Source organism: Cyclobacterium sp. 10D3-21 (assembly GCF_055809755.1).
This window is the reverse complement of sequence record NZ_CM147924.1, coordinates 1,325,383-1,350,796: the sequence shown is the minus strand read 5'-3', so window position 1 is coordinate 1,350,796 and position 25,414 is coordinate 1,325,383. Positions and strand designations below refer to the sequence as shown.

Here is a 25,414-nt window from a genome sequence, read left to right as displayed (position 1 = left end):
ACCTATCACAAACAATATTAGGTTTTAGATTCTAAATCGCCGCATCTTAAATTAATAAAGACAATTCCACGCAATCTACCTACTAGGTTCGTGAATTTATAAAGCATTAACCGAGGTGGTTCAAATCCATCTCGGTTTTATTATGATTTTTTTTTAGGCAAATGGCCTCCATACCCACCCTATATTTTTATCGCTAAAACTTCAGACATCCTGCTAAGCAAGTTTTAAGAAGTGTTAAAAGCGTTTATTCCCTTGTTTTTAACATTTAAAACAATTACTACTGCTTATTCGTTAATACTTAGGCCTTTGGAGAAACAAAAGCAATATTGACCCACATTCAATTGTAATTTCGTAAATTCAGGGTTAATTGATTAAAAGTTTAGCCAAAATCGTTTTATTCAATACGAAATACATTTTACTTAATATATTAACAAGTTATGACTAACTTGCGAATCGAATTACAGGAAATTTCACTATATGAAAAGCACGCTATCCATATTAGTTTGTATATTTTTATTATCATTAAATCCAGTTTTTTCCCAAGATAACCGTACAGACAAGCTTGGCATTGGAATTGGTCCCTCTTTTATGTATGGTGACAATACTGGAATTCATAGCAAATTCAAGTTCAAGGTTTTACCTGCACTTTCCTTCGATTACCAAAAAAAAATAAACCCTTTTTTAGATGTAAAAGGAACGCTTGGCTGGCAAATGATAAACAGTGGTGATCACTACAATCAAGAACAAATAGATGTAATAGCTGATGCAAATCTCCCGCATGCTTTTTCCGGCAATGTTTTTTTTGGAGATGTGATGCCAATTTATCATATCAACCCCAATTTAAGTGGCTATATACCTTCCTTAATAAAAGTGTACACAGGATTGGGTTTAGGGTATTTTTATTCACAGCGTACAGATGAAAAATTAATTCTTAATGACCCAAGAAGACAAACCGAAAGCTATAAGGCTTCTGACGCTGGCGTCTACATACCTTTCCGGATCGGAATATTCAAAGACCTGGAATCAAATGCTGACATTGGCTTTGAAGCCACATTTATTTATAGCCCATTCAGTGAACTAGATGGTAACGATCTTCAGCAAAAACGAATAAAAGCTGACATGTTAATGCAGTTTCAATTTTATTACCGAATTCATTTAGGTTACAGGTATTGATTACATAGGTTAAGTTAATCGTTTTCCCAGTAATTTTGTTGACCATTTAAGAAAACTGGCTCAAACTTTTCCATAATAAACTTATTTTACCTAATGCTTTATTAGTCATCAAGTGAGATTATTATTTTTTAAGCAAAGCCTTAAAAAAACAGAAACACCTACAAAACTGGATTTTAAAACACCTGTTTATTTCTGTTTTACTGTAATATTAAACAATCCGGAGGTGTGAAAGAACCACTTCGTCAATTTCGATCAAGGCCTGGCATTTAGCATTATATGTTGTCATTCTAATTTAAATTCGAAATAAATTTTTTAAAAAGCCCATAACTTTTTAGATTTAAAAAAAATCACACCCAGATAATCTATGAAAATCAATAGCTATGTCCTGTTTCTCTCCCTCGTAGCCGCGTTGGGAGGTTTTTTATTTGGTTTTGATACTGCTGTTATCTCAGGCGCGGAAAGGCAGATTCAGGAACTATGGTCATTAAGTGATTGGAGTCATGGCCTCGCTATAGCTATCGCATTGTACGGTACTGTTATAGGGGCCTTATTTGGGGGTATTCCTGCAGACAAATACGGGAGGAAAAAATCACTTATCTGGATTGGTATACTCTTTTTTGTATCTGCTGTTGGTTCCGCAATTGCTCCAGAAATTTATTCCTTTATGATCTTTCGATTTATCGGAGGCTTGGGTGTTGGCGCATCTTCAGTAGTTGCACCCATGTATATTAGCGAAATCTCACCTGCCAAAAACAGAGGGCAGCTGGTAGCCTTGTACCAATTCAACCTTGTCTTTGGGATATTGATGGCCTATTTATCCAATTACCTCATTGGTCTGAATTTTGGAGAAAATAGTTGGAGATGGATGTTGGGCATGGAAGCCTTTCCAGCTTTGATTTATACCTTATTGGTGATGAGGGTACCACTGAGTCCAAGATGGTTGATTGCTAAAAAGGGAGATTTTGAAAATGCGGAAAGAATCCTTAGAAAAACAGATCCTGAAGGAGTTGAAGAAGCGGTAAGACTTGCATTGGAAGAGAAAAAGCAAAACAAACTACAAGTGGGTTTTATGGCTTTGTTCAATAAAAAATACATAAAAATCACCATGTTGGCTATTTTTATAGCCTTGTTCAATCAACTATCAGGGATCAACGCGATTATTTATTTTGCTCCCAGAATTTTTGACATGGCAGGCATCAGCGCTGAAAGTGCCCTGTTATCTACAGTAGGAATTGGAGTGGTCAATATAATTGCCACCATGCTAGGACTCTTTTTAATTGATAGAATTGGTCGAAAAAAATTAATGTATATTGGTTCATTCGGCTATATCGTTTCTTTACTCCTAATTGCCTATTCCTTTTCCGGAGCTGAAATCAATAATTCCCTATTGCCAATATTTGTATTTATGTTTATTGCCTCTCATGCTGTTGGGCAAGGCGCTGTCATTTGGGTATTCATTTCAGAAATATTCCCTAATGAGCTTAGAGCACATGGGCAGTCCATGGGTTGTTTTACGCACTGGATACTGGCAGCGATCGTCGCCAATATTTTCCCTCTTATGGCCAATCAGTTTGGACCAATGGTGATCTTTGGCTTCTTTGCAGCAATGATGGTGCTCCAATTGATCTGGGTATTTACTAAAATGCCTGAAACAAAAGGGCGTTCACTTGAAGAAATTCAAAAAGATTTTATAAAAGAAAATGGTTAAAAAAATAATCTGCTTCGGCGAAATGTTATGGGATGTATTCCCTAAGGAAAGCATTGCCGGAGGCGCACCTATGAATGTAGCTTTACATCTACAGCATCTTGGCTTGGATGTAAAAATGATCTCTAAAGTAGGTAATGATAAACCGGGCCGTAAACTGCTCTCTTTTACAGAAAAATATGGTCTAAACCATGATTTGATCCAAGTAGACAAAGAATTTCCTACTGGTAGTGTTTTAGTGGACAACCAAGACAAGGAGAATATAAAATATGAAATTGTAAAACCTGTCGCCTGGGACCATATCCAATGGTCCGAAGAGATAGAAAAAGCAGCTAAAAATGTCGATGCCATAATTTTTGGCTCCCTGGCAGCAAGAGACGAGGAAAGTAGGGATACGCTTTTCAAACTTTTGGAAGCTCCAGCGCTAAAAATACTTGACATCAACCTTCGTCCGCCTTTTTACACAGCTGATTTATTGGATCGCCTTATGACCAAAGCGGATATCCTAAAGATTAATGAGGATGAACTTACATTGCTAGCAGATTTTTATGGCCTGCCTAACCAAATGGAGGCAGCCCTCGAAAAACTGAGCGAGCAATTTTCATTTGAATTGGTCTGCATAACCTTGGGGAGTAAAGGTGCAGCGATTTACCAGGAGGGAGAAGTGATCAACCATCCAGGTTATCCAGTAGAAGTAAAGGATACCGTGGGTTCTGGAGATGCTTTTCTGGCTGGGTTTGTGAGCAAATATCTCGCTAAGGAATCGCCAGAGAAAATACTGGACTTTGCTTGTGCGCTAGGAGCTTTGGTAGCAACTTTTAATGGTGGCACACCTCAATACAAGGATGAAGACATCAACGCCATAAAAAGCATTTAAATCCGAAAAAAGCATTAAACATTTAAAAGGTGTACCCGCCAGCTAAAACCTCTTTCTGAAAAAGCTCAGGGAATATTAATGCATAATCCGGTTTAACATTTTAAAGGTTCATTCCCAACCATAAAAATTTCGAGGATCTTTGAATTTGTGTAAATATAAATCTCCCGAAAAATGTAACATCATCCGGGAGATTTTACTAAAAAATTTCAGAAAGTAATCAAAAGGCATGAAACAGCCTTTTCTAACTTACAGGTCCTTGATAAATGTTAGAAACTAATCCCTGCTGACAATTTAAATCCTCTATTGTAAACTGATGCGTCTGAATCTTTGAAAACCGGATTGATTCCAAAATCATAGCTTGCCTGAAGGTTAAAACCTTTTGGTAAATTATACCCGACTCCTACGACCAGGGCTGCATCAAAATCATTAATATTGTCGGTATCCCAACCATAGGTATTCCCCAATGCATCGGCTTCAAAACTAGACCCTAAGAGTACTGAAGCCTGTGGACCAAAAAATAAATTCACACCATCAGTGGCGTAAATTCTAAACAATATCGGTAAATCCACATAGTTCAAAACAGCCCTGGAATTGACCATGTCATCATTTTGTGTTCCTTTTACAGAATAATAAAGGCCTGGCTCGATAGAAAACCGATCAGAAATAAAACCATTCCCATAAATCCCTGCATTGAACCCTACACGATTGTTGTAGTCATTGCTGCTCACATCTGAGCCACCCCAAGTAAAGAAATTTGCTCCACCCCGGACACCAAATCCGGATTTACTTTGCGCATGAACAGCGACAGACCCCAATAATAAAAGCGATAATACTAATCCTAGTTTCTTCATAATCATATAATAATTGGTTTGAATATATTGAAGAAACCAATTCTATGCCAAAGAATATATAATAATCAAATATTAATATAAAAATTTAAACAAAGCATTTATATCCATACAAATACCATAATTTTACCTATAAAAACTAAACAGTTGACGTAGCAGACTAGAAGATAAAATTAGCAACTGGATAAACAGATTTTTAGCACAGGAAGGAAAGCGGCTTAATGCGCTAAAAAATAGAACTTATTTATTCTCCTTTCGATGATACATTTTCTTATTCTGAGCTTGTTCTACCCTTACCATTGCTGCCTCCAAAGCCTGGTCGGCAAAATGACTATTGGGCTTTGAGGCAACAAAATAAAGGCCATTTACCATCCGGAAAAGACCAAAGTTATAGGTAAGGCCAATATGAATTCAATAAGTAAAGAGGTTTCTATCAAACCACTCTCTTTTCTATATAACTAGAATTAAGGATTGCCAGGGCTCCCATGTATTTCAGCTGAAACTTGATTAAGTCTCCCACTTTATAATTTTTTGGGTTTTCCCCCAAATTGATAATGATCATATCAGAACTGGCTCCTAATATTTCAAAGGCTCCATCATCAGGTATAAGGTATTTAGGATCTACATCAAGAAGCCCTAAATCGAGTATGGCCCGAAAGGAAGATTGACCGTAAAGTGAGGTGTCAATTTCCAAGACTTCGCCCTGAGGATTAGCCGCAAGCGTACCTGTAGGTAGCAATGGTTTTTCTTGCATTTCGATAATCTCAGCAAACAATTCAAAAACATTGCTGTGCATTCCCTCAATCGTTTTTTCCTCAACCAGGTCCACGCCAAAATATAGCGTTTCCCCAATTCTAAAATGGTTTACACCTTTAGGCAATTGCTTGCGAAGCATAAGTGGGATGGTGACTGAAGTTCCTGCGGATACCCAAGGGATTTTTTTATTAAACTTAAGCTCAATAATCTGCTTGTATAGGGACAGTTGAATCAACTTATCTGCAGATGGAAGCACTCCATTTAAACAGTTCAAATTGGTCCCTAGACCTATAACTTCAATATTTGGCAGTTCGAATACCTTAGCATAAAAATCCAGCAGATGGTCTCCCATCACTCCTTCACGGAGATCCCCGGTTTCCACCATAATTATAATCTTATGCCTTCTATTTTGCTTTACAGCTTCATCACTAATCCATCTAATGGTATTCAATTCGCTGTTAAGACTGACATCAGCATACCTTACCACATCTCCAAGATTCCTTTTTGATGGTGGCTTAATATAAACAGTCTGAACATCTGGGTTTAATTCTTTTACTTTCGCCAGATTACTAATTCGTGAATCGTGAATTTCATTGGTACCCATGTTGATCAATTCTTGTAGGTACATTCGGTTACCACAAAGAATCTTAGACACAATACCCCAAGACACGTCATTGAGCTCAAACTCATTTTTTAAAAATTCAAAATTAGCTTTGAGCTTATCCCTGTATAGATTTAAGAATGCCATATTATCTTTTCAACCTCATTTCCAAGTATTTATTCTCAAAGCCCAATTTTTCATAAAGAATTTTTGCGGGATTATCGGGCTCAACATGAAGCGCTACATCACCATGCGCCATATCTATAGCTGTTTGCATCAGCTTTTTCCCCATGCCCTTGCCTCTCTGTGAAGCATCCACCGCAATATACACTATTATATTTTCGGGAATATAACCGGACATACCTGTTTTGTTGACAACCACAACGCCTACAACCTTCCCTTCTTCTCTAGCTATAACTGAAAACCCACCTTTATCCGCCGCTTGATCTAGTGCATAATCGAGGCACCGCATGATGTCCTCTTTAGGGTCTCCATATTGATCAAGGTGCTCAAATAAAAAGTCAGCAATTTCAAGTTTTTGCAAATAGGTAGCGTTGTCAATAGCCGATAGTGTTTCTAAGGTAAACATTTATGATTTTTTATTTAATTAAATATAAACTGATCATTTATTAATCTTATTTACAAGCAAAAACACTGCTAAAGATGCAAAAACCCCAAAAAAGTTAGGATCAAGACCAAATGGCAGAGAAAGCGCCATTAAAGACAATCCAGCAGTAGTCCCTCCACCCACAATCATTGATGCCAAGGCAGCTTGGGGTGAGCGCATGTTCCAAAATAAACCTGCAATGATGGGCACAAAAAGGCCTGAGACCATGAAAGCATATGAATACAACATAAGCTCAAGTACATTCGTCATTTGTAGGGCAATAACCAAAGCGATCACCCCTATGAGCAAAGTGAAGAGCTGACTCACCCGCATGACAAACTTATCCTCTTTGGATTTCAGAAACTTCCCAAACAAATCGGTAGTAAGGTTTCCAGATGCTGCCATCAAACAAGAGTCAGCAGTGGAAAGCACTGCAGAAAAATAGGCCGACATCATTAACCCCATAATACCCGGAGGCAAAACAGTGCTTAACAAAATCGGCAGTCCCATTTCTGGGTCCAGGCTTTCGATACTTTCCACGATCAAACCCTGTTCAAAAGCCACTTTGGCCAATAAGCCTAAAGAAACGCCCATAAATGCCATTATTGGCCACTCGAACAAGCCTGCTATAAACCAGGCTTTCTTGGCCGATTTCACATCTGTACTCGCAAATATTCGTTGGTAAAGCGTCATCCCCACAAACCAAATAGGAAGAATAGTGATCCCCCAATTGGCAAGATCCTGCCACCTTAAATTTGTCAATGAGAAATATTCATCAGGAAGTGTGTTTTTAATTACTTCCCAGCCACCTACGTGGTAATAAGAGATCGGCAACCCAATAAATATAAAGCCCATCATCAATACGATCCATTGTATAGTATCTGTATAAATCACAGCCTTGAGGCCTCCCAGCACGGTATAAACTACAGCTATGACACCCATTATAAGCAAGGCAGTGTTCAAATCAAGGGTAGGGAAAGTCCCAGAAGCTAGTTTTGCCCCAGCAAGTAATTGAGATGAGGTAAACCCAAGGTAACCGACAAAGGAGATTACGGCAGCTGCTATTCCTACTTTCTTGTCAAACAAGTATTGGAAAATCTGTGGCAAGGTGTAGAATTTTTCGAATGCAGGGTTGGATTTAACTTTTGGTATCAAAAACACTGCGGCAATCCAAGCGCCCAAAAGACCGGTAAACAGCATCCAACTACCGGAAATCCCCATTACAAAGCCTAATCCACCGAGTCCTACTGAAAATCCACCTCCTACATCCGTTGCCACAACAGAAAGCCCAATATGCCAGCTTCCGATATTTCTACCGCCCACATAGTAGTCGTCCTGACCGGTGTTCTTTCTCATAAAATAAAAGCCTACACCAAGCATTAATAACATGTAGACAATAAAAATAGATAAATCTATAAGCTCCATTTAGTTTTAATTTTTGATTAATTGCTAGCCATAAATAATAAAAAACACCACAAATCCTAATACTCACCACTTGAAGTATAAAACAAGCTTTAGTCAAACATAAAGGTAGGACAAAAAAAAAGACCGGATTATCCGGTCTTTAATTATGTATGTTTTAAATTTTAATGTTCCTCTGTACTGAGAGAAGCTGCAAAATATTCTCTATTAAGTCTCGCAATATTACTTAAGTCGATCTCTTTGGGACACTCCGCAGAACAAGCCCCAGTATTTGTACAGGCGCCAAATCCTTCTGCATCCATTTGAGCAACCATCTTTTCTGCACGCTCTCTTTTCTCTACCTTTCCTTGAGGCAGTAAAGCCAACTGGGAAATTTTAGCTCCTACGAACAACATTGCAGATGCATTTTTACAAGCAGCGACACAAGCTCCACAACCGATACAGGTGGCAGAATCAAATGCTTCATCTGCTATTATCTTAGGAATTGGAATCTCATTGGCATCAGGCACACCACCGGTGTTCACTGAAACATACCCTCCAGATTGGATAATCCGGTCGAAAGCGCTTCTGTCTACCACCAAATCCTTAATTATTGGAAAAGAATTAGCTCTCCATGGCTCTATCGTGATGGTGTCTCCATCTTTAAAAGAACGCATGTGCAATTGACAGGTAGTTGTTTGTGTCGGTCCATGAGGCTGTCCATTGATATACAATGAGCACATGCCGCATATTCCTTCCCTACAATCATGATCAAAATGAACAGGATCATCTCCCTTTTCTGAAAGGTCTTCATTCAAAACGTCTAACATTTCCAAGAAAGACATGTCTGAAGAAATTCCACTTAATGTATAATCTTTAAAGCCCCCTTTATCAGATGGGTTTTTCTGCCTCCACACTTTTAATGTAAGATTCATATTATGATGAATTTTATAGGTTCAATCAATTATTTGTAGCTTCTCTGCGTAAGCTTAACATTTTCAAAAACAAGCTCTTCTTTATTCAAGACTTCTTCTTTCCCTTCTCCTGCAAACTCCCAGGCAGCTACATAAGCGAAATTCTCATCATCTCGCAAAGCTTCTCCTTCAGGTGTTTGGTGCTCATCTCTGAAATGACCACCGCATGATTCTTCTCTATGAAGGGCGTCCACAACCATAAGCTCACCTAGCTCCAGAAAATCTGCAACCCTGTGGGCTTTTTCCAAAGAAAGATTAAGTTCTTCTCCAGTCCCTAAAACTTTCACATCGGACCAGAATTCCTTCTTCAGTTCTTTGATCATTTCTTTGGCCTTGGTTAGACCAGCAGCATTCCTGGCCATCCCGCAATGGTTCCACATGATCTTACCCAATTTTTTATGGAAATGATCTACTGTCTTCTTACCATTGATGGTCAACAATTGTTGCACCTTGGCTTTCACTTCTTCCTCACATCTTTTAAACTCAGGATGATCTACTGAGATTTTATCATTAGGATTGCTTGCTAAATAATCTCCCAAAGTATAAGGGATGACGAAGTATCCATCTGCTAAACCTTGCATAAGTGCTGAGGCTCCAAGTCGATTGGCGCCATGATCAGAGAAATTGGCTTCTCCTAGTGCGTACAATCCTGGTACATTGGTCATCAAATTATAATCTACCCAAAGTCCACCCATTGTATAATGGACAGCAGGATATATTTTCATCGGTGTTTTGTAAGGATTTTCACCGGTGATTTTCTCATACATGTCAAACAAGTTGCCATATTTGCTTTTCACAGCGTCTTCACCATCTCTCAATATAGCATCCCTGAAATCAAGGAATACTGCTTCACCTGTTTCGTTTACTCCCCTTCCTTCATCACAAACATACTTCGCGTTTCGAGAAGCAACATCTCTTGGCACCAGGTTACCAAATGATGGATATTTTGTTTCAAGGTAATAATCCCTGTCCTCATCTTTGATGTCTTTAGGGGCTATTTCCTTTTTCCTTAATTTTTCAGCTGTTGGTATTGTTTTAGGGACCCATACTCTGCCATCATTCCTTAGGGATTCAGACATAAGGGTTAGTTTTGACTGATGATCACCTGAAACCGGGATACAAGTAGGGTGTATCTGTGTGTAACAAGGATTACTGAAATAAGCTCCTTTTTTATGGGCTCTCCAGGCGGCGGTCACATTGGACCCCATAGCATTTGTTGAGAGGTAAAAAACATTCCCATAACCTCCAGTACAAAGCAATACAGCATCTGCACTATGAGACGCTATGGCTCCTGTAATCAGGTTTCTGGTAACAATCCCCTTTGCTTTACCGTCGATAGTAACTACATCCATCATTTCTGTTCTAGGATATAATTTCACTTTGCCATTGGCTACCTGTCGGCTAAGTGCAGAGTATGCACCCAATAAAAGTTGTTGTCCAGTTTGTCCCCTGGCATAGAAAGTCCTTGAAACTTGTGCACCACCGAAAGACCTATTGGCTAGCAAACCTCCATATTCTCTCGCAAACGGTACTCCCTGAGCAACGCACTGATCGATGATATTAACAGATACTTGAGCCAAACGGTAAACGTTACCTTCTCTGGAGCGATAATCGCCTCCTTTAATGGTATCATAAAACAATCGGTAAACAGAATCACCGTCATTTTGATAATTCTTTGCCGCATTAATCCCTCCTTGAGCAGCTATTGAATGCGCTCTTCTTGGGCTATCCTGAAAGCAAAAAGCTTGGACATTATAACCCAGCTCGGCAAGTGAGGCCGCAGCAGAAGCACCAGCCAGGCCAGTACCTACTACTATAATATTGTATTTCCTTTTATTGGCCGGATTGACCAACTTAACGTTAAACTTATGGTTGGTCCATTTTTCAGCCAAAGGACCATTGGGTATTTTTGAATCAAGTTTCATCAATATTCAAATTTAATTTCCCTTTAATTTCTTAATTTTAGTCTCCTTAGCTTCCCTGAATAAACATTACAATGGGAATCAACGCAAATAATGCAGGAACTATAATGGCAAATGCCAATCCTAATTTTTTGATAAAAGGGGTGTATTTCTTATGATTAATCCCTAAAGTTTGAAAGGCACTGGAAAAACCATGGGCCAAATGAAATGCCAAAATACCCATACTCACTACATAGAAGATTACATAAAATATGTTCTGGTAGGCAGCTGAAACGATGGCAAAGCTATCTTTGTAACTCACTCCATCATAGGTAGCAATTGGCACCTCTCCAAACTTTAACTCGTACCAAAACCCTCTTAAGTGAACCAAAAGAAAGATGAGAATCAAAGTTCCTAGAATCCCCATACTTCTGGAACTCCATGAGCTATTCTCTGAAGCTTTCGATACAGCATAACCAATCGGCCTGGATTTCTTGTTATGTCGGGTAAGGATCGCAGCATAAACAGCATGCAGAAGAATAAACCCAAAATTTAAAATTGAAACAACTCTGATCAATGGATTCGAAGCCATTGTCTCAGCATAAACATTAAAGGATTTTCCATCATCTGGCAAAATTAATTGCAAGTTTCCAGCAAGGTGAACTACTAGAAACAAAATAAGAAATAATCCCGTCAGGGCCATCAATAATTTTCTGCCCAGCGTACTATTTAAGGTTTTAGATACCCAACTCATATAATTTTTCGTTATTACGGTTTGATCTTTGTATTGACGCCAAATTTACATTTGTAATCGATAGCAAACAATCAAACAACTGTCAATCATCTTATTTTAAATAGTTCTAAATAATTTACCATTATAATATCTTTGTCATTGATTTTAACTATGCTTATTTCTTTTTGTTTCTGACCCCAAGAATCCATTGTAGGAAAATTTATTCACTGTGTTAGATTAGAAGGATTTAGGGATGAAAAATTTTGTTTATCCCTTCAATTAAGGGGTTTGTAAAATCAAAAAATAGCTTTGAGAAGCCTTAGGGATAAAACTAATCCGTAATAAAACACATTAGAAAATGAAAAATTCACTATAAAGATATAATTTAGGGTAACCATTGAAAAAATAAAAACGTTTTGTTCTTAGGAGCAAGAATTTGATCCGATGTACCTTAGCGATACTGGAGCTATTTTCCTGTAAACTTAAATAGGGCAACCCGCTGAAATAAACCATAATATGAAATATTGCTATTTTCTATTGGGCTTGATGGCTTTAATGCTGAGCTCTGTCTCTTCTTACGCCACCCATATTAGAGCAGGAGAGATCATTGCCGAAAGGGTCTCTACCCAAACATTGACGTACAAAATCACAGTTGTAGGCTATACAGACACGCGCTCTTCTGTAGTTTTTGGCCCCGGAATTATCGATTTTGGGGATGGGAGATCCGAAGAATTACAAACGGAAAGTGATTTTTCGGTTACTGAAAACCTCGGGAATGACATAGAAAAAAATGTATTCGTAATCACCCATACTTTTCAAGGTCCAGGAACCTACACCATTAGGTTTATGGAATTCAATCGGAATGCGAACACATTGAACATGGATCAATCTGTAGACACTCCTTTTTATATTGAAACCATGATAAATATTGACCCCTTTCTGGGCGTTAATAATTCACCCATTCTAACCATAGCACCCGTTGACAATGGGGCTGTCAATCAAACCTATATACACAACCCTGGAGCCTATGATCCTGACGGGGACAGCCTTGCCTATGTTATGGACATTCCAAAACAAGCCTTTCAGCGACAGGTAAACAATTACCGAAGCCCTGCTTCAGGTGAATTTAGTTTCACCAAACAAGATGGTTCCTCCCCGCCTATATTGGAATTGGACCCCGTTACCGGAGACCTGATATGGGATGCCCCAGGTATAGCCGGCCAATACAATGTTGCCTTTAGAATAGAAGAGTGGCGGATGGTTGCAGGTGAATGGACTAGAATCGGTTATGTTTTGCGTGACATGCAAATTATCATTGAAAACACAGACAATCGTAGACCTGTATTAATCATGCCGGATGATATTTGTGTAGAAGCAGGCACTGAAATAACTGAAATTTTTCAGGGTATGGATCCTGATGGGGATCCCATAAAGATCGAGGTATTTGGGGATCCGATAGAAATCACCTCTTCGCCAGCTACCTATAGTCCCATCGCCACCTTCCAATCTTCTCCTGGAATTGTCAATTTTAACTGGCAAACAGTCTGTAACCATGTAAGGGCGCGTACTTATCAGGTGAGGGTAAGAATAGCGGATGATCCGGATTCTGGCCCCTCTTTGATTGACATCAAAACATGGAACATTACGGTAGTGGCTCCTCCTCCAAGTTTCTTTAACATTGAACAACAGCAGGGAAGATCAGTAAACTTAGAGTGGGATCCTTATGTATGTGCGAATACAGCTGAAACAATGCAAGTTTGGCGTAGGGTCAATAGTGACAATTATGAACCTGATTCTTGCGAAACAGGCATTAGGCCAGGCTATGAATTGGTGGGCACCACATCTATGGATGAGGTAGCATTTGTAGACGACAATGACAATATGGGATTAAGCCCGGGAAACACCTATTGCTACCGGCTTGTAGCTGCCTTCCCAGCTCCCAGAAGTGGGGAAAGTTATGTCTCAGATGAAATTTGTATTACAATAGACGTTGATGTGCCACTCATCACCAACGTCAGTGTAGAAAAAACCAGTACAGAAGAGGGAGAAATTTTAGTAAAGTGGACGCCTCCTTATGATATTGATCCAATATTGTATCCTGGCCCATACACCTATGAGTTGATTCGAAGTCAAGGATTTACAGGAACAAATGACCGTACTACATTAATCACAACGAGTGATACGGTGTTTACTGACACCAATATTAACACGGAAAATCTCGTTTACAATTACCAGGTAATTCTCCTCTCTCAGGGAGTGAAAACAGATTCCTCCAATACAGCCTCCTCAGTTCGTCTAGATCCCACTATCATCAATGAGGCCATTGAATTGAATTGGGATTTTGTTGTCTCCTGGAACAATGAGGTAGCGAAATATCCTCATTTGGTATACCGGAACAGAACAGACCCCGGAGCCAATGATGTAGACAACTTTGTATTAATAGGTGAGGTGGATGTGACCCAGGATGGTTTTGTCTTTTTGGATGATGGAAGTCACAATGGCATCCCTCTGGATACTGAAAAAGAGTATTGCTACTATGTAATCACCAATGGAGATTACAATTTAGATATTTTGGAATATCCTCTTGCGAATAAATCACAAATCGTCTGTGCAAAACCTGATGATGACAGGTTGCCTTGCCCTCCGGTGCTTTCCTATGAAGGGCCTGAATGTGAAGCTTTCCTAGCAGACAAGCCATGTAATTTTAGCGACTTCTATCATGACCTAAGTTGGGTACCAGACTTCTCTGGGAATTGTGATACAGAGTTAAATGGCTACAAAGTTTATTTTTCAGAAACCGGAGAAGAAGGCAGCTTTAGCTTCGTCAAAGATGTATCTGTAATAAACAATGAAACAAGAATAGATGGATTAACCGATTTAAAAGGCTGTTATTACATCACGGCCATCGACCGCTCAGGCAATGAAAGTGCACCAAGCAATATCGTTTGCATTGACAATTGTCCATACTATGAATTACCGAATGTCTTTACACCAAATGGAGACAATGTCAATGAAACTTTCCAGGCTTTTGACAACCCTTATGCCAAATGCCCTAGATTTGTTGAAGCCGTAGACATAAAGATTTATAACAGGTGGGGTGTATTGGTTCATGAATACAATAGCAAACAAGCTTCCGAAAATAATATTTACATCAATTGGGATGGAAAAGATCAAAGTGGAAATGAGCTTCCTGCCAGTACCTATTATTATGAGGCAATCATTATTTTCGATGTAATGGATGTAAATCTAAGACAGAAAAAAGTCAAAGGAACGGTACAACTTTTAAAATAAGAATAAAGCTAACGGTCAAATGACCATCTCTTTATGTCAGCAGGATTTAGACACCTAAATAAACCCGTCATTGCGAGGGGCAAATAGGAATGTCATGGGTTAACAGTGACAAATAGTCCCGAATCAATCCTTGAACTAAAGCAGCTTGCTTCGTCGTGCCTCCTCGCAATGACGTACAATTCGGCCTTTGCTTTCCAATCGTCATTGCGAGGAACTGAAGTAAGAATTACCCATTACCGATGAGCATTTGTCCCGAAGCAATCCTTTAACCAAAACAGAGATTGCTTCGTCGTACCTCTTCGCAATGACGTCGAATTCTGAAGCAATTTCTTAAACCAAGATTGATTCCTCATTCCTTCACACAGTGAAGGATAGTAACGTAAAGTCCCGTGGCAATTGGTCTAGTTGCCTAAACCCGTCATTGCGAGGGACAAGAAGAAGTGCTATTCTTTATCGATACCTAGAAGTCCCAAAGCAATCCTTGAACTAAAGGAGATTGCTTCGGCGTGCTTCCTCGCAATGAGGTAGCGAGTCGTTGCGTTACGATGCAATCCGCCAATTAATATCTCTGTAAGAATAGGCTCTCCAGCTAATAATTGAGCCTACTCATTTTTTTGTTTATCTTTGAGGCTTTATTTAAAACTTGAATCAATTACAATGGTAGCCTATATGTTTCCGGGCCAAGGAGCCCAATTCCCAGGTATGGGAAAGTCACTTTATGAAAGCAATTCAGAAGCCAAAATGCTTTTTGATCAGGCCAATGAAATTCTTGGCTTTCGCATTACAGATGTCATGTTCGATGGCACAGCAGAAGCACTAAAGCAAACAAATGTAACCCAACCGGCAGTTTTCCTTCATTCTGCAATAGCCGCTTTAACAGCCCCTGATTTTCATCCGGACATGGTAGCGGGACATTCATTGGGAGAGTTTTCTGCCTTAGTAGCCAACAAATCCCTGCAATTTGAGGATGCTTTAAAACTAGTTCATCAAAGGGCATTGGCCATGCAGGAGGCTTGTGAGATCAACCCATCTACCATGGCAGCTATTCTCGGATTGTCTGATGAGAAAGTGGAAGAAATCTGTGCTTCGATAGAAGGTCATATAGTTGTGCCTGCCAACTACAACTGTCCTGGTCAGTTGGTAATATCTGGTAGCTTAGAGGGCATCCAAATCGTCTGTGAAAAACTAAAAGAAGCTGGTGCCAAGCGCGCCTTGCCATTGCCTGTAGGTGGCGCCTTCCACTCTCCATTGATGGAGCCAGCCAGGCTTAAATTAGAGGCTGCCATTAACTCCACCACTTTTGCAAACCCCATTTGTCCGGTTTATCAAAATGTAAGCACCACAGCAGTTACCGAGGTTACGGCCATCAAAACAAACCTGATTGCTCAACTTACGGCACCAGTAAAATGGACCCAGTCTGTGCAAAACATGATCAAGGATGGCGCCACGCTTTTCATAGAATGTGGACCTGGAAAAGTATTGCAAGGTTTGGTAAAAAAGATCAACAATGAAGTAGAGACCAAATCGCTCGATTAATTCAGGCAAACTAATTTCTGCTAGCAGAAACAAATTGAGTCTATCTTTGATGATGAAGTTAGACTCAATTTTTATTTTTTATACTTAGGTAAATTTCAGTATCAGTAGTAGTCAAAAATTTTACGCTCAACAGCTTGAGTTCCGAAATACAAATCATTTGTGATTTCTTCAATTAATCTATCATTCAAATCATATTTGTATTCAAACGCGGGTCGATACTCTGGGCTTATTATTTTTAAGGATCTGGCTATTAATAAATCTCTTTCATTGTAAAAATATTTATACCGATAAAAGGGATTTTCCATTCCCCATTCCCGGAAATGTTCTTCTCTGATCTTTCTGTCCTCTTCATCATTGTAGTAATATTCGTACAATTCAAAAATTTCATCATCCCCTCGACGGTAAGTGATTTTTCTACCCAGATCATCAAATTCAAAGCGTTCATATTCTTTAAACTTTCCATCTCTGCCCTGCTCCACTCGTATGGTCCTCCCATCATCTTCATAAAACCGTTGAAAATCAAAATCGAAAAATAGCCCCTCAGCTCCTGACCCAAATACACTCGTGCGGTTTAATGCTCCATTTTCTAAGTATTCATTTAAATAGACCCTAGTCGTATCAAAGTCTTTAATACGAACTTTGAGTAACTCTTTACCCGCTTCATCATAATAAAAATCGGTTCTGGACTGAAGCGTCTGTGGACCATAATAAAAAAATTCAGCTTTTAACTTCCCTTCTGGTGTGGCCAAAGGCCCATTGAGCACTTCATTCAATCGAATCAGGTTCTCGTTTATTGGAACGGGGAGTTCTGGAGGCTCGGGATCACTACAGGCAATAATCAAGCTGAACCCAATACAAATATACCATATGGCTACACGCATAAGCACTCGACTTTATTCATTTAACGAGTAACCAAAAGTAATATTATGCTTGTACAATAAAGTAAACTCGAGCTGTACCCCACTTTGCTATCAATAGCAGGAGCTTCCATATAGCACATAAGTATCATTAAAATCCTTTGGCATTTACATACAAGTTTAGGTTAATCACTCCAGGGTTTCACCTTCAACTTGTCCTCACATTCTTCCATTAAAGCCTTGGATGACTTTTCCATCTGTGGATGTACAAAGTCGGGTAAAACTTCGGCCAAAGGCACGAGTACAAAATTTCTTGAAGCCAAATGAGGGTGTGGTACTTTCAGCCTTTCGGTATTAATTATTTCATTGTCAAAATACAGAATATCGATGTCCATCGTTCTATCCCCCCATTTCAAGACACGTTCTCTGCCCAATTGATTTTCTATTTTAAGAATAAATTCCAAACAATTAATGGCACTTAGGCTGGTATTCATAACAAGCACTTGATTGAGATAGGTCGCTTTTGAATTCCCTCCCCAAGCTGCTGTTTGATATATTGATGATTCCTTCACAAGGCTCATTTGTTGGGCAAGAAGATTACTTGCTTTATTTAACAAAGAAAGTCTATCTCCCATATTTCCCCCTAAACCCAATACCACCTGATGCATAAAGAATTAATTAAATCAAAATCAACAGTTTTGTGAAAAATAGGTTAATTTTGAAGATTATAAAACGAGAATAAAGATATGAAATTTTTAAGCAATGTATTGGCTGTCATTGTTGGATTGCTGATTTTCTGGGTAGTTGGTTTTTTCCTGCTTGCCGGATTAATCGCTATTAGTTCCAGTGGTGATCAAACGGAAATTGAGGAAAATTCAGTTTTACATATTAAACTCAATGGCATCCCAATTGTAGAAAGTACTCCAGACGATGACATTGGTTTACCTCCATTGCCTTACTTAGGAAACACGACCACTATAGGCCTTAATCAAATCATAAAAGCCATTCGTACTGCCGCTGAAAACGACGACATTAAGGGTATATATCTCGAAAGCGGTATGCTTTCCGCTGGTCAGGCACATATTTTAGAAATAAGAAATGCGCTGAATGCATTTAAAGAGCGTGGGAAATTTATTGTTTCTTACTCTGAATATTATTCCGAACCAGGCTATTTTCTTTCTTCTGTAGCAGATGAGATTTACCTCAACCCAATTGGGGACATTGAGTTTAACGGGTTTTCCAGTGCCCCCATTTTCTTTAAAGGTTTATTCGAAAAGCTGGAGATCGAGCCAGTTATTTTCAGGGTTGGTGAATTTAAAAGCGCCATTGAGCCATTCATTTTAGACAAAATGAGCGAAGAAAACCGTCTTCAAACCATGACCTATTTAAATGACATGAATACGGTAATGGTTGAGCAGGTAGCCAATAGCCGCAACCTGGAAATTGAAAAAGTAAGGGAAATCAATGATGGCATGTTGGTGAGAAACGGACAAGATGCCTTGGATTACAAATTAATTGATGGCCTTTGGTACGACGACCAGGTGGTAACACGCTTAAAGGAAAAACTAGAGATTTCTGAAGAAGACGAAGACATCAATACCATAGGCATTATGGCCATCAATCAGTCCGCCAAATCTAAGAACAGACTTTCTCAAAACACCATTGCCTTGATCATAGCAGATGGTGAGATTGTAGGTGGAGAAGCCCAAGATCAAATTAGCTCTGACCTCTTTCTAAAGGAGATCAGGAAAGCAAGGAAAAATGAAGATGTGAAAGCAATCGTAATAAGGATCAATTCACCAGGTGGATCTGTGGTCGCATCTGAGGTAATCTGGAGAGAGCTTTCTGAGGCCCAAAAGGAAAAGCCTTTAATCGCTTCCATGTCCAATTACGCTGCCTCAGGAGGGTATTATATTGCCGCTCCAGCGGACACAATAGTTGCGTACCCGAATACCATTACTGGGTCCATAGGCATTTTCGGGCTGTGGTTTAATGCCAAAGGGCTATTGAACAACAAACTAGGTATTACTACTGATGAAGTCAGTACTGGTACCTACTCTAACCTACTAGACCCTTCCAAAACAATTTCTGAAGCAGAAAAAGCCATCATGCAGAAAAAGGTAGAAGAAGGTTACGACACTTTTATCAGCAGGGTTTCGGAAGGGAGAAACATGAGCCGGGAGCAAGTTTTAGCCATCGCTGGCGGTAGGGTTTGGTCTGGGGAAAAAGCCAAAGAAAATGGTTTGGTAGATGTTCTTGGTGATTTCGACGATGCCATAGAAATTGCCGCTAATAAAGCTGGGATTGCGGATGATTACAGATTGGTCGTATATCCAAAGCAAAAAAGTGTTTTAGAACAGTTAATGGAGGATTTGGGTAGTGACGTTCAAAGCACCTACCAACGCATCAAATTGGGTTATTCTTATGAGATTTTCAACACGCTTGAAAAAATCGAAAAACTACAAGGAAGAATGGTTCTATTACCTTTTCAATCAGAAATAAAATAATCAGTTATAAAAATGAATATTTTCACCATTTCAGGGTTAAAATTGCCAAATTTCAATCTTTCAAGTTTCAAGTTTCCGGTAATTCTTTTGATGTTTACTTTTCTTCAGGCCGAGACTTCATTGGCTCAAGAAACCTATAATATAGCTACATATAATATTCGCTACGCCAATCCCAATGACGAGGGGAATTTATGGGAGGATCGAGCGCCACATCTAATCAACCTAATCCATTTTCATGAAATGGATATCATAGGAATTCAGGAAGGGCTGTTTAACCAACTTGAAATGATCAAGGAAGGACTAGACTTTCCCTATATAGGTGTGGGAAGAGATACTGGAAAGAAGGAAGGCGAATTTAGTGCTGTTTTTTACAACCCTGAAAAATTCAAGCTTCTCGATCAAAACACCTTTTGGTTATCGCCTACTCCTGAAAAACCTTCCAAAGGCTGGGATGCCTCCTTAAACAGAATTTGTACCTGGGGTAAATTCAAAACAGAAAAGGGGCAAGAATTTTATGTGTTCAATGTACATTACGACCATAGGGGTCAAAAAGCCAGAGAAGAAAGCAGTAAATTAATAATCCAGAAGATTCAAACGATAAATACACAAAATCTTCCCTGCATTTTAACAGGGGATTTTAATGTAGAAGACGACAATCCAGCGTACAAAGAAATCATAAAGGATGGCAGTATGAAGGACAGTAAAATGGAATCGAAAAAGCCTCCCTACGGACCCCTGGGCACTTTTACTGGTTTCAAATGGGACATGCTCCCTGAAAAAAGAATTGACTACATTTTTGTAAACGATGGTGTTAGCGTCATTCATCAAGGTACCCTATCAGACAATTACGGAAAAAAATACCCTTCCGATCATTTCCCGGTAATGGTGAAAGTTCACCTTGGTAATAAATAATCTTCCACCTTTTCCTTCACTTTTCCTTTGCATAAAATATAACTTTTGGTAATCCTTCGCATAAAGGTGCTCCAAAAAGTATAATTGTATTATTTTTGCACCTCAAATTGATTAGATAATGGCACTACCTACCAAATATACACCCGCAAGCATTGAATCAAAATGGTATCAATATTGGATGGATCACGGAATGTTTCATTCCGAGCCTGACGCCAATAAAGAACCTTACTCAATAGTAATCCCCCCACCCAATGTTACAGGCGTACTCCATATGGGACATATGCTCAACAACACCATTCAGGACATCCTAATTCGAAAAGCGAGAATGGAAGGTAAAAATGCTTGTTGGGTACCAGGTACTGACCATGCTTCTATAGCCACTGAAGCAAAAGTAGTGGCCATGCTAAAGGAACAAGGGATCGAAAAAAAATCGCTTACCAGAGAATCATTTCTAACCCACGCTTGGGAATGGAAAGAAAAATATGGCGGCATAATCCTTGAGCAACTAAAAAAACTAGGTGCTTCTTGTGATTGGGAAAGGACCCGTTTCACCATGGACAAGGACCTTAGTGAAGCAGTGGTCAATGTATTTGTAGACTTACACAAAAAAGGTAAAATATACAGGGGAATTCGGATGGTAAACTGGGACCCAAAAGGACGTACCGCTTTATCTGATGACGAAGTAATATTTAAGGAGATTCCTTCCAAACTTTATTATATCAAATACAAAATAGAAGGCGAGAATGAATACCTAACCATCGCTACTACCAGACCTGAAACAATAATGGCGGATGTGGCAATTTGTATTCACCCAGAGGATGCTCGTTTTTCTCATTTAAAAGGAAAGAAGGCAGTGATTCCATTGATCAACAAAGCCATCCCTATCATTGAGGATGACTATGTAGACATGGAATTTGGAACTGGTTGTTTAAAAATCACCCCTGCTCACGACATTAATGATTACGAAATAGGCATAAGACATCAATTGGAAGTAATCGATATTCTTAGCGATGACGGTACATTGAATGAAAAAGCCCAATTACTTGTCGGAGAGGATCGATTTATAGCCAGAAAAAAGATTGCCAAATTATTAAAGGAGGCGGAACAATTAGAGAAAGAAGAAGCCTATACATCCAATGTGGGCCATTCAGAACGAACTGATGCTGTGATTGAGCCAAAACTATCCATGCAATGGTTTATGGCGATGGAACAAATAACACAACCTGCCCTAAAAGCAGTTATGGATGACAGCGTGAAGCTATTCCCGCCTAAATTCAAAAACATGTACAAAAGTTGGATGGAAAATGTCAGGGACTGGTGCATTTCCCGTCAACTGTGGTGGGGCCATCGTATACCTGCATTTTATCTACCCAATGGCGAATACGTAGTTGCTGCTTCGATAGAAGAAGCAGTGATACTGGCCAATCAAAATCATGCGGGTCATTTCACTGCAGCTGACTTAAGACAAGACGAGGATGTTTTGGACACCTGGTTTTCTTCCTGGCTATGGCCCATCTCGGTTTTTGATCCAAATTTCTTTAAAACAGGTAAAAAGAACGAAGATCTTGCCTACTATTACCCAACAAATGATTTGGTTACGGCACCTGAGATTTTGTTTTTCTGGGTAGCAAGAATGATTATAGCAGGCTACGAATACACTGGTGAGAAACCATTTCAGAATGTTTATCTGACCGGTATCGTGAGGGATAAATTGGGTAGAAAAATGTCCAAATCCCTTGGCAATTCTCCCGACCCGCTAGCATTGATAGAAAAATATGGTGCTGATGGCGTTAGGACAGGCATGCTTTTTAGTAGTCCTGCTGGGAATGACCTTCCTTATGATGAAAAATTAGTAGAGCAGGGAAGGAACTTCTCTAATAAAATCTGGAATGCCTATCGTTTAATCGATGGATGGGAGGTAATCGAGAAAGATGAAAGCACCAATCAGACAGCAATTGACTGGTTTGAAAACCGTTTAAACCAATCCCTCGCTGAAATCGCTGATCATTTTGACAAGTTCCGTATTTCAGACGCCTTAATGTCCGTTTACAAACTTATCTGGGACGACTTCTGCTCTTGGTACCTGGAAATGGTCAAACCTGAATATCAAGCGCCTATTGACAAGAAAACAAAGGATAAAACCATTGTCCTTTTCGAAAACCTCATGAAGGTATTGCACCCATTTATGCCATTTATTACCGAAGAGCTTTGGCAACAATTAGGAAAAAGAAAAGATGGTGAAGCACTGATGTTATCAGAGTGGCCTCAAACCGGACCTTTTGACAACAAAACCATTGAGGAGGCTTCAAAAATATTTGAAATAGTATCGCAAATACGAAACGTAAGGGCTTCAAAAGGAATCTCTCCTAAAGAAGCATTCGAACTTACGATCCATACAAACGATCAAGAATTATACACCAAGTACGAAACAATCATCTCTAAACTAGCCAATATAAGCGCAATCCAGTTTGGGGAAAACGTGGCCAATGCTGTAAGTTTCGTAGTGAAATCCGATGAGTTTTTTATTCCTTTGAATGAGAAAATCGATCTTGAGCAAGAGCGAGTGAATCTTCAAAAAGAACTGGATTACACTTTAGGCTTCTTAAAGACGGTATCAAAGAAATTACAAAATGACAAATTTGTAAACCATGCTCCAGAAGCAGTTGTCGCAAGGGAAAAGAAAAAGATGGAGGACGCCATATCTAAGGTCAAAGCCTTGGAAGATAACATCAAAAAACTAGGCTAATTAAGCACAGGAAAAGCTGTGCTATAACCTTTCAGTATAGGTTATTCAAAGCCGCCCTACAGTATAAAAGAGCCTAGAATTATTTTAGCCCGGATTGTGAAATAATGTATTTATTTCACAATCCGGGCTAAACAATTTTTATCCTTTAAAACTAAGGCTACAATCTCTCTATTTAACTGTCCTAAAAGTTCTATCGTAGAGTGCTATCGATTCATTTATTATGCGCTTAGCGTCCTCTTTACCAAGAAAATCTTCCACTTTCACTTCCTTATTTTCGAGTTTCTTATAATCCTCAAAAAAGCGATGTGTTTCCTTCATAAGGTGAGGAGGAAGTTCAGAAATATCCTCATAATAATTCACAGACTGGTCATCAGCCGCTACAGCGATGATTTTATCATCCGCTTCCCCTCCATCAATCATTCGCATCACGCCAATAACTTTTGCTTTGACGAGTGTCATCGAAGGGATGTCAATTTGGGATATAATCAATATATCAAGGGGATCATGATCCTCACAAAATGTTTGAGGGATAAAACCGTAATTGGCAGGGTAATGCACCGCTGAAAACAGTACACGATCCAAAAGTAACATACCTGATTTTTTATCAAGTTCGTACTTACCTTTACTTCCTTTGGGTATTTCTATTACTCCCGTTACGTAATCTGGTGAGTCTGGCCCAATACTCACATCATGCCAAGGATTAATCATAAAAAAACATTTTTTTAATAAAACTGATGGTGCAAATTACCTCCATTTTATATCTCAACAAAGAATTTTGGAGAATATTAATAGGATTTCAGGATATTCAGGCATGCCATACAATATAATATTGCGAGTTCCCGCCTATTTTAAACCTAAACAGGTTTCCCTTCACTGATCTCCCTGTTAATTTCATAAAATCAATACTCTAACAAGTCAGGCAGGTGAACATGGACTTTCGTCCCAATTTTATGCACAGAATCGAGTATTACATGGCCTTTTAGTTGTTCAATTGACTCTTTCACCATGTAAAGTCCAAGACCAGACCCTACATTTCTTTGAGTGGCTCGGTGAAACAAATTAAAAACATCGTCTTTATGTTTGTCTTCAATACCTATCCCATTGTCAGAAACCTCAATCATTGCCCCTTTAGGATTAACTTCAATATTGATTTTAATCCATTTGCCAGGCTCATCCTTCTGAAATTTGAAGGCATTACTGAATAAATTATTAAGAATCACCCTGATCTTTGATTCATCAGAATGAAACATATCTTCCTGGTCAATTGACAAAAACACTTCTATCCCGTTCAGGTTCCATTTCAACTTGTATTCATCCAGCAATTGCTTAAGAATGTCTTTAAATTTTATGGTGACTACTTTATTTTCAATTTTTGTTGACCTATAAAAATCCAACATCTTATAAATAAAATCATCTAGCTTCAAAGTCGCAGAATCAATCATTTCAAAGTACTCAATTATACCTTGATCCTTCACTTCCATTTTTGCCAGTTTGGATATCCCTGATATACTCATCAGTGGACCGCGTAACTCATGTGACAAACTGTATACAAACTGGTTCATCTCAGTATGTAGCTTCTCCAGTCGATTGTTTTTTTCTTTTAGCTCTTTTCTTGCATCATAGATCTCTGATGCATTTAAAATGGCATTTTTGATTTGCTCAATGTTCCAGGGTTTATCAATAAATCGATAAACTTCCCCCCTATTGATTGCATCAATAACGCTTGTGATATCAGAGTATCCTGTTAAAAGAATCCGAATTGGATCAGGATTAATTTCAACCAGCTTCTCAAAAAATTCAACCCCAGTCATACCAGGCATCCTTTGATCCGCTATAACAACTTGAAATTCATAGTTCTTAGCAAGAATCAATCCATCTTCAGCATCTATTGCTGTTTGTACTTTAAACTCTTTCCTCAAGGCTGCCTTAAATGAATTTAGATTATTATCTTCATCATCAATGTACAGCACCTCAATCCGCTTCTTCATC

At 39.0% G+C, this 25,414-nt stretch carries 19 protein-coding genes; 8 read left to right on the top strand and 11 right to left on the bottom strand.

The window, feature by feature from the left end; translation table 11 throughout:
• Positions 1 to 477 precede the first annotated feature (477 nt).
• From AC0L7T_RS05700 to AC0L7T_RS05690, 3 genes are all read left to right on the top strand, one after another.
• Complete coding sequence (locus AC0L7T_RS05700; RefSeq protein WP_473341523.1) at positions 478 to 1,173, top strand: hypothetical protein; 696 nt, start codon at positions 478 to 480, stop codon at positions 1,171 to 1,173.
• A gap of 364 nt (positions 1,174 to 1,537) precedes the next feature.
• Positions 1,538 to 2,881, top strand: a complete 1,344-nt coding sequence (locus AC0L7T_RS05695; RefSeq protein WP_473341522.1) for a sugar porter family MFS transporter — start codon at positions 1,538 to 1,540, stop codon at positions 2,879 to 2,881.
• On the top strand, positions 2,874 to 3,755 hold the full coding sequence (locus tag AC0L7T_RS05690; RefSeq protein ID WP_473341521.1) for a carbohydrate kinase family protein: 882 nt from the start codon (positions 2,874 to 2,876) through the stop codon (positions 3,753 to 3,755). Before AC0L7T_RS05695 ends, AC0L7T_RS05690 begins: the two co-directional genes overlap by 8 nt.
• 266 nt (positions 3,756 to 4,021) lie before the next feature.
• Here AC0L7T_RS05690 and AC0L7T_RS05685 read toward each other — a convergent pair whose 3' ends face one another.
• The 7 genes from AC0L7T_RS05685 to AC0L7T_RS05655 all read right to left on the bottom strand — a co-directional run bounded on the left by AC0L7T_RS05685 (position 4,022) and on the right by AC0L7T_RS05655 (position 11,597).
• Positions 4,022 to 4,606 carry a porin family protein gene (locus tag AC0L7T_RS05685; protein ID WP_473341520.1) on the bottom strand — a complete coding sequence of 195 codons (585 nt, stop codon included), beginning with the start codon at positions 4,604 to 4,606 and terminating at the stop codon, positions 4,022 to 4,024.
• Positions 4,607 to 5,036: 430 nt separating this feature from the next.
• Positions 5,037 to 6,107 (bottom strand): alanine racemase, encoded by a 1,071-nt coding sequence (locus tag AC0L7T_RS05680; RefSeq protein WP_473341519.1) that lies wholly within the window; start codon positions 6,105 to 6,107, stop codon positions 5,037 to 5,039.
• 1 nt (position 6,108) lies between these two features.
• Entirely contained in the window at positions 6,109 to 6,549 is a 441-nt protein-coding gene (locus AC0L7T_RS05675) for a GNAT family N-acetyltransferase (protein WP_473341518.1), read from the bottom strand.
• Positions 6,550 to 6,582: 33 nt separating this feature from the next.
• On the bottom strand, positions 6,583 to 7,992 hold the full coding sequence (locus AC0L7T_RS05670) for a sodium:solute symporter family protein (RefSeq protein ID WP_473341517.1): 1,410 nt from the start codon (positions 7,990 to 7,992) through the stop codon (positions 6,583 to 6,585).
• 161 nt (positions 7,993 to 8,153) lie between these two features.
• Positions 8,154 to 8,903 carry a succinate dehydrogenase/fumarate reductase iron-sulfur subunit gene (locus AC0L7T_RS05665; protein ID WP_473341516.1) on the bottom strand — a complete coding sequence of 250 codons (750 nt, stop codon included), beginning with the start codon at positions 8,901 to 8,903 and terminating at the stop codon, positions 8,154 to 8,156.
• Between the two features lie 29 nt (positions 8,904 to 8,932).
• Complete coding sequence (locus AC0L7T_RS05660; protein WP_473341515.1) at positions 8,933 to 10,867, bottom strand: fumarate reductase/succinate dehydrogenase flavoprotein subunit; 1,935 nt, start codon at positions 10,865 to 10,867, stop codon at positions 8,933 to 8,935.
• 46 nt (positions 10,868 to 10,913) lie between these two features.
• Positions 10,914 to 11,597, bottom strand: coding sequence for a succinate dehydrogenase cytochrome b subunit (locus tag AC0L7T_RS05655; RefSeq protein WP_473341514.1), 684 nt, complete (start codon positions 11,595 to 11,597; stop codon positions 10,914 to 10,916).
• A gap of 495 nt (positions 11,598 to 12,092) precedes the next feature.
• Between AC0L7T_RS05655 and AC0L7T_RS05650 the strand changes: the two genes are divergently transcribed.
• Positions 12,093 to 14,867, top strand: a complete 2,775-nt coding sequence (locus AC0L7T_RS05650; protein ID WP_473341513.1) for a T9SS type B sorting domain-containing protein — start codon at positions 12,093 to 12,095, stop codon at positions 14,865 to 14,867.
• 657 nt (positions 14,868 to 15,524) lie between these two features.
• Positions 15,525 to 16,403, top strand: a complete 879-nt coding sequence (gene fabD / locus AC0L7T_RS05645; RefSeq protein WP_473341512.1) for an ACP S-malonyltransferase — start codon at positions 15,525 to 15,527, stop codon at positions 16,401 to 16,403.
• A gap of 101 nt (positions 16,404 to 16,504) precedes the next feature.
• Here fabD and AC0L7T_RS05640 read toward each other — a convergent pair whose 3' ends face one another.
• Together AC0L7T_RS05640 and folK are read right to left on the bottom strand one after the other, a co-directional pair.
• A complete protein-coding gene (locus AC0L7T_RS05640; protein WP_473341511.1) occupies positions 16,505 to 17,284 on the bottom strand; it encodes a hypothetical protein in 780 nt (259 codons plus the stop codon).
• A gap of 161 nt (positions 17,285 to 17,445) precedes the next feature.
• On the bottom strand, positions 17,446 to 17,928 hold the full coding sequence (folK, locus tag AC0L7T_RS05635) for a 2-amino-4-hydroxy-6-hydroxymethyldihydropteridine diphosphokinase (protein ID WP_473341510.1): 483 nt from the start codon (positions 17,926 to 17,928) through the stop codon (positions 17,446 to 17,448).
• A 78-nt stretch (positions 17,929 to 18,006) separates the two neighbouring features.
• On the opposite strand from folK, the gene sppA reads away from it, so the two are divergent.
• From sppA to AC0L7T_RS05620, 3 genes are all read left to right on the top strand, one after another.
• The gene (gene sppA / locus AC0L7T_RS05630) at positions 18,007 to 19,767 is read left to right on the top strand and encodes a signal peptide peptidase SppA (protein ID WP_473341509.1); all 1,761 of its coding nucleotides are present in this window, start codon (positions 18,007 to 18,009) and stop codon (positions 19,765 to 19,767) included.
• Between the two features lie 12 nt (positions 19,768 to 19,779).
• Complete coding sequence (locus tag AC0L7T_RS05625) at positions 19,780 to 20,679, top strand: endonuclease/exonuclease/phosphatase family protein (RefSeq protein WP_473341508.1); 900 nt, start codon at positions 19,780 to 19,782, stop codon at positions 20,677 to 20,679.
• Positions 20,680 to 20,797: 118 nt separating this feature from the next.
• The gene (locus AC0L7T_RS05620; protein WP_473341507.1) at positions 20,798 to 23,425 is read left to right on the top strand and encodes a valine--tRNA ligase; all 2,628 of its coding nucleotides are present in this window, start codon (positions 20,798 to 20,800) and stop codon (positions 23,423 to 23,425) included.
• A 168-nt stretch (positions 23,426 to 23,593) separates the two neighbouring features.
• Here AC0L7T_RS05620 and AC0L7T_RS05615 read toward each other — a convergent pair whose 3' ends face one another.
• Both AC0L7T_RS05615 and AC0L7T_RS05610 read right to left on the bottom strand, forming a co-directional pair.
• Positions 23,594 to 24,133: an inorganic diphosphatase gene (locus AC0L7T_RS05615; RefSeq protein WP_473341506.1), complete on the bottom strand. Its 540-nt coding sequence runs from the start codon at positions 24,131 to 24,133 to the stop codon at positions 23,594 to 23,596.
• A gap of 191 nt (positions 24,134 to 24,324) precedes the next feature.
• Positions 24,325 to 25,413: a hybrid sensor histidine kinase/response regulator gene (locus AC0L7T_RS05610; RefSeq protein WP_473341505.1), complete on the bottom strand. Its 1,089-nt coding sequence runs from the start codon at positions 25,411 to 25,413 to the stop codon at positions 24,325 to 24,327.
• Position 25,414: the final 1 nt, after the last annotated feature.

Excerpts from the sequence above, each read along its gene's own strand:
- AC0L7T_RS05670 (WP_473341517.1), bottom strand. The coding sequence starts at position 7,992 with ATGGAGCTTATAGATTTATCTATTTTTATTGTCTACATGTTATTAATG.
- AC0L7T_RS05700 (WP_473341523.1), top strand. The coding sequence starts at position 478 with ATGAAAAGCACGCTATCCATATTAGTTTGTATATTTTTATTATCATTA.
- AC0L7T_RS05660 (WP_473341515.1), bottom strand. The coding sequence starts at position 10,867 with ATGAAACTTGATTCAAAAATACCCAATGGTCCTTTGGCTGAAAAATGG.
- AC0L7T_RS05655 (WP_473341514.1), bottom strand. The coding sequence starts at position 11,597 with ATGAGTTGGGTATCTAAAACCTTAAATAGTACGCTGGGCAGAAAATTA.
- folK (WP_473341510.1), bottom strand. The coding sequence starts at position 17,928 with ATGCATCAGGTGGTATTGGGTTTAGGGGGAAATATGGGAGATAGACTT.
- AC0L7T_RS05680 (WP_473341519.1), bottom strand. The coding sequence starts at position 6,107 with ATGGCATTCTTAAATCTATACAGGGATAAGCTCAAAGCTAATTTTGAA.
- AC0L7T_RS05685 (WP_473341520.1), bottom strand. The coding sequence starts at position 4,606 with ATGAAGAAACTAGGATTAGTATTATCGCTTTTATTATTGGGGTCTGTC.
- fabD (WP_473341512.1), top strand. The coding sequence starts at position 15,525 with ATGGTAGCCTATATGTTTCCGGGCCAAGGAGCCCAATTCCCAGGTATG.
- sppA (WP_473341509.1), top strand. The coding sequence starts at position 18,007 with ATGAAATTTTTAAGCAATGTATTGGCTGTCATTGTTGGATTGCTGATT.
- AC0L7T_RS05620 (WP_473341507.1), top strand. The coding sequence starts at position 20,798 with ATGGCACTACCTACCAAATATACACCCGCAAGCATTGAATCAAAATGG.
- AC0L7T_RS05640 (WP_473341511.1), bottom strand. The coding sequence starts at position 17,284 with ATGCGTGTAGCCATATGGTATATTTGTATTGGGTTCAGCTTGATTATT.
- AC0L7T_RS05615 (WP_473341506.1), bottom strand. The coding sequence starts at position 24,133 with ATGATTAATCCTTGGCATGATGTGAGTATTGGGCCAGACTCACCAGAT.
- AC0L7T_RS05690 (WP_473341521.1), top strand. The coding sequence starts at position 2,874 with ATGGTTAAAAAAATAATCTGCTTCGGCGAAATGTTATGGGATGTATTC.
- AC0L7T_RS05695 (WP_473341522.1), top strand. The coding sequence starts at position 1,538 with ATGAAAATCAATAGCTATGTCCTGTTTCTCTCCCTCGTAGCCGCGTTG.
- AC0L7T_RS05625 (WP_473341508.1), top strand. The coding sequence starts at position 19,780 with ATGAATATTTTCACCATTTCAGGGTTAAAATTGCCAAATTTCAATCTT.
- AC0L7T_RS05650 (WP_473341513.1), top strand. The coding sequence starts at position 12,093 with ATGAAATATTGCTATTTTCTATTGGGCTTGATGGCTTTAATGCTGAGC.
- AC0L7T_RS05610 (WP_473341505.1), bottom strand. The coding sequence starts at position 25,413 with ATGAAGAAGCGGATTGAGGTGCTGTACATTGATGATGAAGATAATAAT.
- AC0L7T_RS05665 (WP_473341516.1), bottom strand. The coding sequence starts at position 8,903 with ATGAATCTTACATTAAAAGTGTGGAGGCAGAAAAACCCATCTGATAAA.
- AC0L7T_RS05675 (WP_473341518.1), bottom strand. The coding sequence starts at position 6,549 with ATGTTTACCTTAGAAACACTATCGGCTATTGACAACGCTACCTATTTG.